The sequence below is a fragment of the Chitinophaga sp. MM2321 genome, assembly GCF_964033635.1.
Taxonomy (GTDB): Bacteria; Bacteroidota; Bacteroidia; order Chitinophagales; family Chitinophagaceae; genus Chitinophaga.
The window spans coordinates 4,574,437-4,590,277 of record NZ_OZ035533.1 but is presented as its reverse complement, the minus strand read 5'-3'; the positions used below and the strand labels follow the sequence as shown (position 1 = coordinate 4,590,277).

At 47.6% G+C, this 15,841-nt stretch carries 11 protein-coding genes; 4 read left to right on the top strand and 7 right to left on the bottom strand.

From position 1 onward, the window contains the following. Positions 1–237 precede the first annotated feature (237 nt). Genes ABQ275_RS17590 through ABQ275_RS17570 form a run of 5 tightly spaced genes read right to left on the bottom strand, consistent with a single transcriptional unit; the run spans position 238 to position 5,828 of the window. Positions 238–828, bottom strand: a complete 591-nt coding sequence (locus ABQ275_RS17590) for a nucleotidyltransferase family protein (RefSeq protein ID WP_349314465.1) — start codon at positions 826–828, stop codon at positions 238–240. Next, positions 828–1,991, bottom strand: a complete 1,164-nt coding sequence (locus ABQ275_RS17585) for an XdhC family protein (RefSeq protein ID WP_349314464.1) — start codon at positions 1,989–1,991, stop codon at positions 828–830. Before ABQ275_RS17585 ends, ABQ275_RS17590 begins: the two co-directional genes overlap by 1 nt. Then, on the bottom strand, positions 1,988–4,228 hold the full coding sequence (locus ABQ275_RS17580) for a xanthine dehydrogenase family protein molybdopterin-binding subunit (RefSeq protein ID WP_349314463.1): 2,241 nt from the start codon (positions 4,226–4,228) through the stop codon (positions 1,988–1,990). Before ABQ275_RS17580 ends, ABQ275_RS17585 begins: the two co-directional genes overlap by 4 nt. Next, positions 4,225–5,205 carry a xanthine dehydrogenase family protein subunit M gene (locus ABQ275_RS17575; RefSeq protein WP_349314462.1) on the bottom strand — a complete coding sequence of 327 codons (981 nt, stop codon included), beginning with the start codon at positions 5,203–5,205 and terminating at the stop codon, positions 4,225–4,227. Before ABQ275_RS17575 ends, ABQ275_RS17580 begins: the two co-directional genes overlap by 4 nt. After that, positions 5,202–5,828: a 2Fe-2S iron-sulfur cluster-binding protein gene (locus ABQ275_RS17570; protein WP_349314461.1), complete on the bottom strand. Its 627-nt coding sequence runs from the start codon at positions 5,826–5,828 to the stop codon at positions 5,202–5,204. Before ABQ275_RS17570 ends, ABQ275_RS17575 begins: the two co-directional genes overlap by 4 nt. Before the next feature lie 193 nt (positions 5,829–6,021). Between ABQ275_RS17570 and ABQ275_RS17565 the strand changes: the two genes are divergently transcribed. The 4 genes from ABQ275_RS17565 (at position 6,022) to ABQ275_RS17550 (ending at position 13,382) form a co-directional block, all read left to right on the top strand. After that, positions 6,022–6,639, top strand: a complete 618-nt coding sequence (locus ABQ275_RS17565) for a sigma-70 family RNA polymerase sigma factor (protein ID WP_349314460.1) — start codon at positions 6,022–6,024, stop codon at positions 6,637–6,639. Between the two features lie 93 nt (positions 6,640–6,732). Beyond that, positions 6,733–7,818 (top strand): FecR family protein, encoded by a 1,086-nt coding sequence (locus ABQ275_RS17560; protein WP_349314459.1) that lies wholly within the window; start codon positions 6,733–6,735, stop codon positions 7,816–7,818. 185 nt (positions 7,819–8,003) lie between these two features. Continuing rightward, positions 8,004–11,735, top strand: a complete 3,732-nt coding sequence (locus tag ABQ275_RS17555; RefSeq protein ID WP_349314458.1) for a SusC/RagA family TonB-linked outer membrane protein — start codon at positions 8,004–8,006, stop codon at positions 11,733–11,735. A gap of 45 nt (positions 11,736–11,780) precedes the next feature. Continuing rightward, the gene (locus tag ABQ275_RS17550) at positions 11,781–13,382 is read left to right on the top strand and encodes a SusD/RagB family nutrient-binding outer membrane lipoprotein (protein WP_349314457.1); all 1,602 of its coding nucleotides are present in this window, start codon (positions 11,781–11,783) and stop codon (positions 13,380–13,382) included. A 113-nt stretch (positions 13,383–13,495) separates the two neighbouring features. Here the strand turns inward: ABQ275_RS17550 and ABQ275_RS17545 are convergent, their stop codons facing one another. Together ABQ275_RS17545 and ABQ275_RS17540 are read right to left on the bottom strand one after the other, a co-directional pair. Continuing rightward, on the bottom strand, positions 13,496–14,710 hold the full coding sequence (locus ABQ275_RS17545) for a tetratricopeptide repeat protein (RefSeq protein ID WP_349314456.1): 1,215 nt from the start codon (positions 14,708–14,710) through the stop codon (positions 13,496–13,498). A gap of 86 nt (positions 14,711–14,796) precedes the next feature. Further along, positions 14,797–15,774, bottom strand: coding sequence for a sugar phosphate isomerase/epimerase (locus ABQ275_RS17540; protein ID WP_349314455.1), 978 nt, complete (start codon positions 15,772–15,774; stop codon positions 14,797–14,799). Between the last annotated feature and the right edge of the window lie 67 nt (positions 15,775–15,841).

Sequence of the window (15,841 nt, the reverse complement as noted above, 5' to 3'; positions counted from 1 at the left end):
GGTGGGAAACCGCAGTGAGAGAGGGGTTCAGCAACAACAGGAAAACGTTACCAGCTTTTTGCTGGCATATGTGCGGTGGTAGCGCGGGTTCGGATGTTGATCATTGCTTTGCATGACGTTTATGTTTATTAGTCTACTAATTCTGTAGACAAATGTAAAGCGGAATTATTTATTTTCAAAAAAAAATATTTTTCGGAGAGATTAATATTGTTCATGCGAAGACTTTCTTTAAAGAAATTATTGCATCAGTTTTTTATAATCATCCTGGGTGTCAATATCCAGGGCGCCCTGTGCGAAAGGGATTGTGACTACATCAGCGGGATGTTGCAGCAATATTTTTTTTGCGCCTTCCTGACCGGTTAACTGGAGTAGCTGTGGGAAGAAGGATGAATCGAATAATACAGGGGTGCCGATGGTGTTATTGTAAGCACAGGCGATTATTTTTTTGCCGGTGGCGGTTTGAGTAGTCATCATTTCATGTAAGAGGGTGGAACTGATAAAAGGTTGATCGCAAAGCAGGAGGAATGTGTTATTAACGGTGTGGGATATACGAAGCATTGCCTGTATGCCGGTATGAATAGAACCTGCCATCCCTGTTTCCCAATGATCATTGATGACGATGGTGACACCGGTGGTGGGCAGGTCTGACCGGATGTCTGTGGCGAAGGCGCCTAATACCACTATAACAGGGGAGCAGCCTGTTTCCAGCGCGGTATGCACTACCCGTTGAAGCAGCGTTTTATTTTCAAATACAAGCTGCTGTTTGGGAGTGCCCATGCGCTGTGATGCGCCAGCTGCAAGGATGATGGCGCCGGTGTTATTTTTCATCAGATTTGTTGTTGGGTGATGATCTGTTGCGCACGGGAGTGGATCGCGGTTTTCTTCTCCCGGAGGGAGATGCCGGCGGCAGCCGACAAAACAGCTTTAATTTCACTGATGATAGACAACGCAATTTCTGCAGTGGTTTCCGCGCCTATGTCAAGCCCCGCAGGACCGTATAGTCGTTCCCGTTGTATGTCTGATAACTGGACACCTTTCTCATTTAATTCTTCCAGCATGCGCCGGCGTTTTTTAGCAGGGCCCAGCATACCGGTGTAAGGCAGGGAAAGCGGCAGCAGTGCTATTAATAAAGCGAGGTCGTAGTTGTAGTTGTGCGTCATCAGTATCACAGCGGTGTGTGCATCTACCGTTACGCGGGAAAGCACCTGTTCCGGTTTGGCTACTACAATATGGGTCGCTTCCGGGAAGCGGGCTTTGGTGGCGTAGGCGGGACGACCGTCTACCACGGTGGTATGCCATCCGAGGAGGTATGCCATCTTTACCAATGGCATCGCATCGTTGCCGGCGCCTGCAATCAACAGGTGAGGAACAGGTGGTAACCAGGCAGCGAGGGCTGTTATATTTTCCTGTGCGGAAACATAAGTGGTGACGAGTGATCTTTGTGTTTGCATCGCCTGCTGTGCATGGGTAATGACGGCCGTTTGCAGCGCATCATTTGTTATGCTGTGCCGGAGTTGTCCGTCACCTGTCAGTAACAGGCAGGTGCCTGGTTGGGGGGCTTTCCTGTTGTGCAATGAAAACAAGGTGACCAGTACGGCGCTTTGCCGGGAAGTGACAACTTGTTCCAGCAGCGCAACAGGGTGCAGTAGCTGGTTATCATCATTGCCTGGCAGTGGCTCCAGCAGGATGTGTATGACACCGTTGCAACCCAGTCCTACGCCCAGTTTGGCGTCATCTTCATCGGTAGTATCGTAGGTGACCAGCATGGGTTGCTGTTGCAATATAACCAGTTGTGCTTTACGGAGGGCATCTCCTTCAAGACAGCCGCCGCTGATAGCGCCGGTGAGTGCGCCGTTTTCTGTTACGAGCATGCGCGCACCGGGTTGGCGATAGGCGGAACCTTCCACATGTACCACTGTTGCCAGTGCGGTTCTTAGTCCTTCGCGGCAGGCAGCATGATATGCTTTCACAATATCTCCAGGTTCGTTCATACCGACAGCTTATTTTCTAACTTCGATTGTATATCATTCTTTACTTCCATTACTTTATCCGGTGTAATGGGCAGGTCGCGTACGCGTTTACCGGTAGCATGGTATACTGCATTGGCAACGGCGGCTGCAAAGCCGATCAGTGCTATTTCCCCCATGCCTTTGGCGCCCATAGGGTTGATATACGGATCTTTTTTATTGATGAAAAGCACATCAGTAGGTGGTGTATCCGCGTTTACGGGTACATGATAGTCGGCATAATTATGATTCACAAAACGGCCGAAACGATGATCTATGATAGCCTCTTCCGTAAGTGCCATACCAATGCCGCCTACTACGCCGCCTATCATCTGACTGGCAGCGGTTTTGCTGTTGACGATGGTGCCAGAATCTGCTACGCTCACTACGTGTACTATCCGGACTACACCCGTAGCAGGATGCACATGTACTTTGGCAAAATGCACAGAGAAAGAATACATGGAGTATTTCTTTCTTTCCTCGCCACTCTGTGAAGTAGCGGTGACCCGCAATTCGGGCAGTTGCTGCTGTTGCAATATTTCGTGATAGGCAATTTTTACGGAGCGGTCTGCAGCCAGGGAAAGTTGTCCATCTTCATAAACAAGATCTGCTGCTGTTGCATTTTTAAATGCAGGCAGCTTTGCGATAGCCAGTTCACCCAGTTGTTGCTGCAATGCTTTACATACATCGTTGACAGCACTGCCAACTGTAGACACGGTAGAGGAGCCGCCTTGTTTGGGAGCATCCGGGTAGGATGATTCACCGAGCATGAATGTTATTTTCGTAGGGTCGATACCGGTAGCATCAGCGGCAATCTGCACCATCGCGGTGGCGGTACCCGGACCAATATCGCTGGCCGCACTTTGTAACACGAATGTGCCGTCTGCTTTGAGCGTACCGGCAGCAGTGGCTTTGCCGCGATAGGCGCCGAAAGTACCGCTGCTCATACCATAGCCTACCAGCATATCATCTTCCTTCATAGAACGCGGTTCGGGATTGCGTTGAAACCAGCCAATCTTTTCAGCGCCCATCTGGTAAGCCTCTTTCAGGTATTTACTGGAGAAAGGAAGATCTTTTTCCGGATCGGTATCCGCATGATTGAGGATACGGAATGCCAATGGATCCAGTTTTAGCTTGTAGGCGAGTTCGTCTATCGCCGATTCCAGTGCGAAAGCGCCGGTGGCTTCACCGGGGCCGCGCATCCATACCGGTGTGCTCATGTTGAGCGGTACCAGCTGGTATTTTGTATATACGTTGGGACAGGCGTACATGAATTTACTCATGGCCACAATGCCTTCTGTAAAATCTTCGTAAGGAGACGTGATGGCTACTGCTTCGTGTGCGATGCCGGTAAGCTTACCATCTGCGGTAGCGCCGATACTTACCTGCTGTACAGCATTGGGTCTGTAGCCTACGAGTGTAAACATTTCCTCCCGGGTAATCACCAGTTTCACCGGTTTGCGTATCTTCTTCGCAGCCAGTATGGTGGCTACTTCCAGGGGCCATACCCGCAGCCCCATACCAAAGGCGCCTCCCACAAATTGTGAATGCACGGTGATATTTTGTTCGGGTATGTGGAAGAGACTTTTTATGGTTTGCTGTACACTTTTTACGCCTTGTGTTTTTGCGTAGAGCGTAAGTTTATCCGGTGTTTCCCAGTGTGCGATGATACCGGCAAGTTCCATGGGATTATGTACCTCCAGAGGAATGGTGTAGGTTTCATCTACAGTTACTGCCGCTTTTTTCCAGGCATCCGCTTCGCCACGGAGATAATCTTTCATACCATTGTTCTGGAAGGCCTTGTCCATGTTAGCGGACATTTCTGTATGATGTACTTCCTGGCTGTATAACACATCTACCAGCGAGGCTGCATATACGGCGCGTTCCAGGGTGTCGGCCACTACAACGGCGACAGGCTGGCCATTTGAATAGATGCGGTCATCGCTGAATATTTTGAGCCCTTGTTTAGGGTTTTTATTTTCTTCTTTATAACCTGGTACCGGCGGTGCATTGAGGTGGGATACCACGTCTACCACACCGGGTGCGCGCAGGGCTTTCTGTGCATCTATGCTTTTAATGCGGCCACAACTAACAGGGCTGCACACGAGCGCCGCGTACAACATGCCTTCCAGCTGGTGGTCGGCAAAGTACCTGGCGCCGCCGGTTACTTTCAGGCGGCCGTCTACCCGGTCCATGGATTGTCCTACTGATGGCTTTTTCATATGGCGGCTGCTTTTTGTAATGCGGTAACAATGCTGTTTTGCGCCAATGGTATTTTGAAGGCATTGTACTGATATGTTTTTGCAGATTGCAATGCAACGTTGGCGGCTGAACGAAAATTTTCTTCGGTAGGCGCTTTGCCTATGAGTGCTTTTTCTGCTTCGGCGAGCCGCCACGGTTTTGCCGCTACGCCGCCCATCACGAGCCTGATATCCCGGATAGTGTTGTTACTAATGTCCAGGGCAGCGGCTACGGATACCAGTGCAAACGCATAGGAAGCGCGGTCACGTACTTTCAGGTAGTATACATTACTGGTAAAGGGGCTGGCCGGAATTTCCACGCCGGTGATCAGATCGCCTTTAACCAGGTTGTTATCTTTTTCAGGCGTATTGCCCGGCAGCCGGTGGAAATCGGCAGCAGGGATACGGCGGTTGCCTTTTGGACTGGCTACCAGTACCGTAGCATCCAGTGCGGTGAGTGCTACGCACATATCGCTGGGATGTACAGCAATGCATTGATCGCTGGCGCCGAAGATGGCATGCATACGGTTGATGCCGCCGAGAGCACCGCAGCCGCTACCTGGCTTACGTTTGTTGCAGGGCATGGTGGTATCATAGAAATAGGTGCAGCGGGTGCGCTGCATCATATTGCCGCCTACCGTAGCCATATTGCGCAGTTGCTGTGAAGCGCCTGCCAGTAATGCCTGAGAGAGCAGTGGGAACTTTGCTTTCACTACTTCATGCGCTGCTACGTCGCTGTTGAGCGCCAGGGCGCCTATATGCAGGATGTTATTACTGAATTGCAGTTCCCTGAGTGGTAACCGGTTGATGTCCACCAGTTTTTCCGGTGTCATCACCCCGTTTTTCATGAGGTCCAGCAGGTTGGTGCCGCCTGCGATGAAGCGGGCATCCTTGTTTTTTGCCACGGCGTCTATGGCGGCTTTCAGGGTGGCAGGCCGCGTGTAGGTAAACTGGTTCATACTTTTTGTCCCCCCTGTTTTATTGCTGTGATGGCAGCTACAATATTATCGTATGCACCGCAGCGGCAGATGTTGCCGCTCATGAATTCGCGGATTTCGCCGGGTGAGCCGGCATGGCCTTCGCGCAGACAGGCTACGGCAGACATGATTTGTCCGGGCGTGCAGTAACCGCACTGAAAGCCATCGTGTTTAATGAATGCTTCCTGCACCGGATGGAGGGTGTTACCATTGGCAAGCCCTTCTATTGTGGTGATTTTTTTGCCTTCCTGCATCACCGCCAGGGTAAGACAGGCATTGATACGTTGTCCGTTTACATGTACGGTACAGGCGCCACACTGCCCGTGATCACAGCCTTTTTTAGTGCCGGTAAGCGCCAGTTGTTCACGTAGCAGATCCAGCAGGGTAACTCTTGGCTCCAATGATAAATGATAGGCTTTGCCGTTGATGTCCATGCTTACCGGTATCTTTTCAAAAATACCAGCGATGGCTTCGTCATTTTCAGCGGCTTTCATTACCAGTGGAGGAGCAAGCGCCAACGCCATTATAGCGGATGACTGCTTGAGGAAATCACGCCTGGCTGCGTGTTTGCCCTTTGGGTGTTGGTCATTTTGTGCATGTGGCATTTACACAAGATTTAATTCATTAAAAAGGTATCATTTTTTTGAGAGAACTGCAAATTGTCTTTATGGGCGGGGTGATCCGTCATTTCAACAATCATATTTGTCAGGTTTCGAAAAAATATCTACTTTTCCTGTGGTTTAACGTTTTAGTTAAATGCAATCAGCCAAAGTCAGAAGTGCCGTAAATGATCTACGAATGCGCACAGTAAAGGACGATATTTTCGATGAAGATGCTTTATGGAAGCGATTCAAAACGGGAGATAAGGCAGCATTTTCGCTTATTTACCGGGAATATACGCTATACCTGCTTCAATATGGTTTCCGCTTTTGTGATGATCGCGGGAAGTTAAAAGATATTATACAGGACCTGTTTGTGGAGTTATGGAATAGCCGTACTACCATTGCAGACGAAGTATGTATCCGGTTCTATCTGTGCAAAAGCCTGAAGTACAAACTAATCCGCGCCAACTATCAGTACCGCGCTGCCACCGACAAAAAGAATAAATACCTGCATGACAGTTACCCCGGGGAACAGGAGCGTACTGTTGAAGAACATATGATCGACGCGGAAATCAATACCTCCCGCAGCATACTGCTGGATCAGGCCATCAAAAAATTATCCCGTCGTCAACAGGAAATTATTACCCTTCGTTTTTATATGGGCTTTACCAATGCCCAGATTGCTGAGTTGATGCATATGAAATACCAGTCTGTCAGCAACCTCCTCTACAGCGCGCTGGGACGTATTAAAGAAACCCTGCAAAGTTCTTCTTTTGCCGTGCGCCTGCTGGAAACTTTCCACATTTTTTTATAGGCCGGGAAAAAACTTTCTTTTTTTTGAGTATAAAATGGAAGATGCTGTCACATATGAATGAAGGACATGTTATTGTCTGTTTAAATTCATCGCATGGAGCATCTGAACGAAGAGACCTGGGAATTTATCCGGGACGACCGTTTTATTCAATGGGTACTAGACCCTGATACCACCAATATCGCTTACTGGGAGCATTGGATGGCAGAACATCCGCATCACATAGATTCCCTGATGAAAGCCAGGGAGATCGTTATATCCATGCGGGACCTGCCGCAACCGGGTATAGATCCTGCTTTACCGGAAGAAATTTATGCGGCCATTGATCAGGGAATAGCAACGGAACAATCAACCTCCCATGTATTACTGACACCGGTAAGAAGGAGGATTCCTTACAGATGGATGAGCGTTGCTGCTGCTATAGCAGGGGGTATCGTGCTGGTATCTGTCTTCATTAATAATAATAACAAAAATAAACCTGCTGTTGTACAGATAGACAGCCAGGAGATAAATGGTGAGGTAATCCGCACGAATAAAACAACGGATAACCAGGTGGCCTATTTAACGGATGGATCAACCGTGGTGTTGCAGTCAGGTGCTTCCATTCATCATGAAACGTTTTTACAGCGTCCCCAAAGAGAAGTATATCTGAAGGGAGACGCTTTTTTTAATATTGCCAAAGATGCACAGCGGCCTTTCTTTGTATATACCCCGAAGGTTGCCATCCGTGTGCTGGGTACCAGTTTTAACGTAAAAGAAGATAAAGATGGTAACCTTACTGTGATGGTGAAAACAGGTAAAATCTCCGTGTATAACCTGGCAGACGCCGGTCATCACGGATATGTGGTGACGCCCAATCACAAGATCCGTTTTAACCCGCATACAGCGGTTTTTGTAACTGATTCCATGAATGTAGAAGAAGAGCAACATGTGCAGCCCCCGGCACAGATCATGGATTTTGCTTTTGAAGATACGCCTGTGAAGGAGATTTTTAAGTCCCTGGAGATGGCCTATAGTGTTAAGATTATTGCCGATGAAGCTACTTTCGGGAAATGCCTGGTTACCACTACTATCACCCACGAATCATTTGAAGATAAACTAAAGATCATCTGTGCGGCAGTTAATGCCACTTATAAGATCAGTGGCAACCGGGTATATATTTCCGGTAAGCCTTGCAGTTGAGAGAATGTTTCACTTGTTATGCTGTTAAAATCACGTTTATGTTTACCTGAAAAAATCAACCAAAAAAGGTAACGGTGTACTAACACCGCCACCCTGTAATTCCTTCCTGCAAAGTCTGGACCACTGTTGCAGGAAATGCTTTGTCGTACTTACTTTTTATTCTTCACAACAAAACAATTGAAGTTATGCACAAATTTGCAAACTCCAACCGTACTGTCATATTTTTTATGAGGGTTGCGCTGATACAAATATGCCTGTTGTTCTGCTTTCTTACCTGTGTGTTCGCAAAAAATGTACGCGCACAGGAAGTTTTAAGCAAAAAGATTTCACTGGACATGCCTCCCAGTGACTTACGGAACATCCTGAAAGCTATTACGGAAAAAACAGCGGTTAATTTTACCTACAGCAACAGTACACTGCCGGCAAAATACCGTGTTAACCTTGTTGCCCGCGATGAGCAACTGGGAGAAGTGTTGCAGCGCCTCCTCTCTCCGCTGCATATCACCTTTGAGGTGATCAATGAGCAGGTAGTATTGAAAAAGGAGAAAAGCAGCGAAGGCGGAATGAATATAGAAACCCTGAAGATCCTGTTTAAAAAGATCAGCGGTACGGTAACCTCTACTGACGGTACGCCTTTACCCGGCGTAGGCGTTATGCTGGCAGGTACCACTAAAGGCACCGCCACAGATGCGAACGGTCATTTTGAACTGGAAGCACAGGATGGCGATGTACTCATCTTTTCTTCCATCGGTTTCCTGCAAAAGCGCGTTACTGTGGGCGCCACTACACCGCTGGCTATTGTGCTCACCGCTTCGGCTACTTCCCTGGATGCTGTTGCAGTAACAGCACTGGGTATCAAAAGAAGTGTACGGACCCTGGGCTATTCACAGGAAGAAGTGAAAGGCGCTGAAGTAGCACGCTCCAATGCACCCAATATTATTAATGCACTGGGCGGCAAAATGGCCGGTGTAAATGTAACAAACCCGAATGGTGTGGACGGTGGTAGTACCCGCATTGTGATTGGCGGTAATAACGCTATACAAGGCGATAACCAGCCGTTGATCATAGTGGATGGTATGCCGATGGCCAATGACCTGGCTACCCCTTATGATGTGCGTAATTCGCCTACCGGCAGCGCCCTGTATGCCGGCACGAAAGCAGATGCTTCCAATACCAGCGCCCCTAAAGATTTTGGTAGCCCCATCAATATGATCAACCCGGAAGATATTGAATCTATCAGTGTGCTGAAAGGCCCCACTGCTGCTGCATTGTACGGTGGTAAAGGCGCGAATGGTGTGATCCTGATCACTACCAAGAAAGGCGTTAAACGCAGCGGTCTTGGCGTTGACTATACTTATGGTTTTAAATCCATTGAGCCTTACCGTTACCTGCAATTGCAGAATGAATATGGCGCCGGTGGTATGATATCGCTCAATACACCTACCTATCTCGATGTCAATGGCAAACCTTCACTGACCACCAACTGGGATGGGATGTTTGTAGATCCGAAAACCGGTTCAGGTCCATACGGCGTAAATACCTACAACCAGGTAGGATGGCCTGGTTCAGGCTTGTCATGGGGTCCGAAAATGGATGGCAAAATGATCACCTGGTGGGATGGTTCCCAACAGGCCGATGTACCGCAACCGGATAATATCAAGCTGTTGTACCGCAACGGGTTGCAGTCTTCACACAATGTTTCCCTTTCCGGTGGCAACGAGTGGGGTTCTATCCGCGCATCTTTTTCCCGCCTGGATAACTCGGCCGTTTTACCCAACAGCGATTACTATCGCAATACTTTCAACCTGGGTGCCAATATGAAGATCACGAAAAGAGTGAATGTACAGCTTACCTCTTCCTATATCGTGAACCAGTATCATAACCCGCCGCAGCTGGGCAACGACGATGGCAATTCCTGGCAGAAACGCCTGGTATATAATGCCGGTCGTAACTACCGGGGCGAAGATATTCCTATCTACAAGAATCCTGACGGCACACAGAACACCCTTTCCGGATTTCCCTGGGTGGGCAATGGCGGCGCCATTGTATGGAACCTGTATGAAAACAATACGGATCAGAACAGGCGTAAATTACTGGCAGGTATCCAACTGAATTATGAAGCCACGGATTTCCTGGACTTCGTATTCCGCGGTGGATTGGATAATAATACCAATGAGCTGATCACAAAAAATACCCCTACAGATGTATTGGGACTGAAAGGATATTATGGCCATGGTACAGAGCGCGACAATGCTTCCAACATGGATTTTATCGGCACCCTGCATAAAGAGAAAATGTTTGACGGCGCATTGGCGGCGAAATTCTCTGTGGGGGGAACCATTTACCAGCGCGATATGTATGGACAGTTTAACTATAACGATAACTGGTCGATACCCTATATCTATTCACTTAATAACGGTACTTTTTTGGGTAATCCCCATCCCGTAGTGGAAAGTGAATTGCGTAAAAGAATGAATTCTGTTTACAGTTTTCTGAATTTATCTTACAAAGATTTTTTATACCTCGATGTAACAGGTCGTAATGATTGGTCTTCCGCATTACCAAAAGGACAATGGTCTTATTTCTTCCCTTCTTTTGCGGGTAGTTTTGTATTTAATGATCTGTTGCATATAGATCCTTCGATACTGAGTTTTGGTAAGATAAGAGTAGCCTGGGCACAGGCGGCAGTAGATCCGGCGCCTTACCAGGTGAATTATAATTACACAGCTTCCACTTTTGCCGGCCAGGCAGCTATTCAGTTACCTACTTCCCTGCCTGCATTTAATTTCAAACCGGCTATTAATACAACGGCCGATTTCGGATTGGTATTAGGGTTTCTTAATAATAACCTGAACCTGGATCTTCGCTACTACAGTGGAAAATCAAGGAACCAGATCCTGCGGTCGCCATTGCCGCTCAGTTCCGGTGTGGATAACGTAGTGGTCAACAGCGGCGTACTGGAAAACTCAGGAATAGAAATGATCCTGCATGCTAAAGTAGTTAACCGTGATGCTTTGAAATGGGATATAGCCCTGAACCTGGCGCATAGTAATAACAAGTTGATCTCCTTGTCTGAAGGTACTGACCGTGTGGATATGGGCAGTGCATGGAATGATGGCGGTGGTCACGGACCCGTTGTTTCCGCTAAAGTAGGCGACCAGTTCGGCACTATTTACGGATATGATCATGTGTATGATCCGGTTACACACCTGCCACTGATGGTACAGGACCCTTACGACAAACCGGAAATGAACGGTACGTTGTACAGGGCTACAGACGGGCTGGTACCTATTGGTAATGCTACGCCAAAACTAACCGGCGGTATCACCAACACCTTTACTTTCAAAAACGGGATATCAGTAAGCGCCCTGGTGGATTGTAAAATAGGTGGCGATATTTGGTCAGGTACCTATGCTACCATTATGCAACAGGGACAGGCGCCTGAAACGCTGAAAGAAAGAGATGGCGGCGGCCTGGCCTACACTACACCTGATGGCACCAAAACCAACTGGGGCGTAGTATTGCCGGGTGTATTCCCTGATGGAAAAGTGAATGACAACGTAGTACATTACTACTATAAATACATGGCTTATGGTGTATGGAGCAGTACAGATCTTGGCGGTGGTATCAAGGGAAGTGACTGGATCGATAAAAGTTCCATCTTCACAAATACCTGGGTAAAAATGAGAGAAATTTCTGTCAATTACCAGGTGCCGGAAAGGATTGTACGGAAAGCAAAAATATTCCAGGCGGCGTCGCTTACACTTGTTGGAAGGGATCTGTTTTATATCTACACAACTTTACCGGATCACATTAACCCGGAAGGGGTGAATGGTGCGGGCAATGCACAGGGGCTGGAGTTTATGTCGCTCCCAAGTTTCCGTTCTCTCGGGTTCCAGGTAAGGGTTTCGTTTTAATGAAACCGGTGAAACATCTATACTCACTGTTTAAAATGTGTTAACATGAACTACGCAAAAAAAGTATGCTTGTATATATCGGGGTTGTCTTTGCTGGCGGTCGCCTGTACAAAGGATTTTCAGGAGATCAATACTACGCCTGGACTTCCTGTTACCACCGGTATCGGTCCGTTGGTAAATGGTGTGATCAGCACCTTGTTCCTGAAAGGACAGGAACAGGCAGCCATTCATAATGAATATTATTACCCGGTTACACAACTGGGTGCTATCAGCGGTAATTCCGGTTACCTGGTACAGAACGGCGCATTGGATATATGGACAGATTACTATGCTACCCTGCAGAATTTAAATATCATCCAGGACAAGATTAATAGTTATACGGGAGATAAAACTGAGATGGACAATGTGCAGGCCGTCACCTATATACTGCGTGCATATAAAACACTGCGGATAACAGATCAGTTTGGCGATATTCCTTATTCCCAGGGAGGTACGGCGTATACCAATGATGTTGCACAGTACCGGCCAAAATACGACTCACAGCAAAGCATATACGTAGATTTGCTGGAGAAGTTAAAATGGGCATCGCAGCATCTTACCACGGCGACGAATACACCCGGTGGAAAGCCTTATGAAACCATCGGTGCATCCGAAACACTTTTTAACAGCGACCTAACGATGTGGCAGAAATTCGCCAACTCACTATTATTGCGTTATGGGATGCAGATGGTTGAAAAGGACAGAACCAGTGCAGAACCCTACATCCAGTATGCGATGGGCGGTGTACCATTGATTGGCGAAGGAGAAGATGTAGGTATGTGGCCACAGAAACTGAACGGCTATGTACTGAATGACAGCCGTTTCTGGTCTTTCACTTCGCACCGGTTTGTAAGGCTGAGCACCACCTGCTGGAACCTGATGGCCGATGATACCAGCAATGCCAGCATCTTTGATCCACGCGTATATCTTTTCTTTGAAACCAACCAGGCCGGTAAGTGGGCGCCTTTAAAAATCGGCAGCAACCAGGTAGATAATAACAATCCTTACCAGGATAAAAGGGATAATGATTTTAATAATAAAGATAATGCAGCGTTTTCTCCATTCAACTACCGGTTGGTGCGTGATATTTATTATCAGCCTGAATTATTTATGACGGCTGCTGAAGTAGACTTCCTCAAAGCAGAAGCGTACGCCCGCGGCATCGGCGTAGGGCAGAATATGGCCAGCGCAGAAACGGCCTATCTTGCAGGCATCACATCGGCGGTGAACTTCTGGTATTTCATTGCGCACAATACCAATGTAACCAACGACAACTGGTCGGCGGTAGCACCGGCAAATCCTACAGCAATGCAGATGAATGCCCTGCTCACCAATCCCAAGGTAGCTTTCACCGGTACCAATGATCAGAAGCTGGACAAAATTTATGCGCAGGAATGGTTATCATTTTTCCGGCAGCCATGGCTTGCCTATAATTTGTGGAGAAGGACCAACCGTACTCCCCGTGATGGCAACCCTACCACCTACGCTACCTTCTACCGCCTGCAATATCCACAGCGCGAAGCATTGGATAATGCCAATAACTATAAAGCCCAATCAGATGCCATGGGCGGCAATTCAACGAATGTGAAAGTATGGTGGATGAAATAATAAAGATGTAGGGATTTTTTGATTTACGAATTTAGGGATTTGAAATGCAGTGGAGATCTAATTGATCATCTCCGCTGCATTTCAAATCCCTAAATTCGTAAATCAAAAAATCCCTACATCTTTAAATGGGCTAACCATTGTTGTGCAAATTCATTTTCCGGTTCCAGTTCCAGCAACCGTTCAAAGGAGGCGATGGCAGCGGGTAGCTGGTCCATATGATAAAAGAGGATGGCGCGGTTAAGATGTATGTAGGGGTTTTCAGGTGCAATGGTGAGGGCGATATCATAACTGGCCAGCGCATTTTCGTATTGTTGCAGCAGCATATATAAAGAGCCCTGGTTCATCAGCAGGCTGGTTTCTCCGGGAGAAAGTTCCAGTCCTTTACCGGCATATTCCAATCCCTGGATGAGCCGTATTTCAACGCTACGCTGTTTGTCGGCATCCGGACCATGATCTTCCATGTAGGTGATGGCATCATTGGCTTCCTGCAGGATCTTTACCACTTCCTGGTCGTACCAGGCGGCGCTTTTCTCCACTTTTTCTGTAAATGGAATGGCTTCCAGGTCAATTTCTTCTTCGGGTGTTTCGTCGGCTGTAGGCTTCATTTTATCTGCGGCAGGTGCGTACCACCATGCGCAGAATTTGCCCAGTTCCCCACCTTCGGGTAGTTCATCTGCCGGCGGTAGCCCTTCTTCTTTGATGGCATCATTTGCCAGCACCAGGTCCAGGATGGCTTCCAGTGCTTTGTAGTTGATGGCTTCCCCTTCCTGTTCGGCCTGCATAACCATATACGGAATGAGCTGGTACCAGCTGCCCAGCAGGTCTTTATCTTTTTGCCGGCCTGCTTCTTCTGCTACTTCATGTGCGAGAGAGAAGGTGTCTGTTGGTTCCGGTGCTTCGGCATCGCTGCCTTGCAGGGTGTGGTTGTTTACCAGTTCCTGCCAAAGCGGAGAACCGGCATCACAGTATAAAATATATTTTTGGGTGGGAAAGTCGAAATTGGCGTAACCTGCTACAGGATTGCTTTCTGCATCCCATTGCTCTTCGGGTTTTATGTAGATGAAGCTGAATTTTTTACTGGTTTCCAGCGCATCAAAAAAAGCTTTATGTAAAAGATAGGCCGGATGGGCAGCTATCGGGAACGTATATACGAAATGATGTTTGATCAGTGTGTCCATCACCCTGAAATGAGTGAACCCGGTATCAAACTGACCTTGTAGTTTGTATAAATTATAGAAGAGGCTCCTGCGATCGATTTCTTCGTTTGGGCTATTGTCCAGGCAATTAATGGATAACTCCACCAGTGATTCTATTTCATGCATTCCCATATTATCGGCACTTTAGTTTGAAGTGCGAAAATAAAATAATTTAGCCACCCCGTGCCGGTTAAACTGAAACGGGGTGGCTGGACAAATTATTTCAGTAATACATTCTTCAGGTAGTCATAGCTTTCCTTCACGCTTTCAAAGGGGTCGATGGTGATTTTATCCTGTTCTACAAACAGGTGTTTTACACCGGCTTCTTTGGCTTTGGTAAAGATCTTTTTGAAATCGATACTACCGGTTCCCACTTCAGCAAAGGTTACACCGGAGAGCAGGTCCATGGAGGTTTTGTTTTCTGTACCTGCGGCGGTAAGACTGGCCGTATTGTTTTTGTCCATGTCTTTCACGTGCCAGGCGACGAACCTGCCGGGTGCTTCTGCGAATAATTTTATCGGGTCCACACCTGATTTTACGGCCCAGAAGAGGTCGAGTTCAAAGGATACCAATGCCGGGTCGGTTTCTTTCAGTAATACGTCGTACCCTGTTCCGCCGGTATCTGACAGTTGTTTGAATTCCCAGTAGTGGTTATGATAGCCTATATGAAGATTTGATTTTTTGCACAGCTCGCCGGCTTTATTCAGCTGGTCCGCCATGAATTTGTAATCATCGGCCACTAGTTTTTTATCCCACAGGGAGAGGGGGAGTACGGGAACGATGAAGTATTGCTGCCCTAATGCTGTTGCGAGGTCTATTTGCGGTTGCAGGGCGTCTGCATTGCCGTTGCCCCGGGTCAGGTAGTCATTGAGCTGATAATGGCCGCTGGGAGTGCTGAGGTGATGCTCCTGTAGTAATGCTTTGAGGGCATCGGGTTTTAATCCCCAGAATGCGCCTTCATCTGCCGCGCCTTTGTAGCCATAAAATGTTTCTACCTCATCATACCCGATCTCTGCTACTTTGGCGATGGTGCCTTTCACATCTTTGTCCAGCTGATCACGGAGTGTGTATAACTGGAGCCCTATCTTTTTGGGCAATGCTCCGTTTTTTGATGTGGTAAAAGCGCAGCCGGGTAACATCATGCCGGCGGCTATCAGCCCGGCATGTTGAATAAATGAACGTCTGGAAGTCTGCATGTTGTAATAAAATTTATAACGCGGAAAATTAAAAGGGAATCCTGTATAAGGATGTCATCAGTTATGA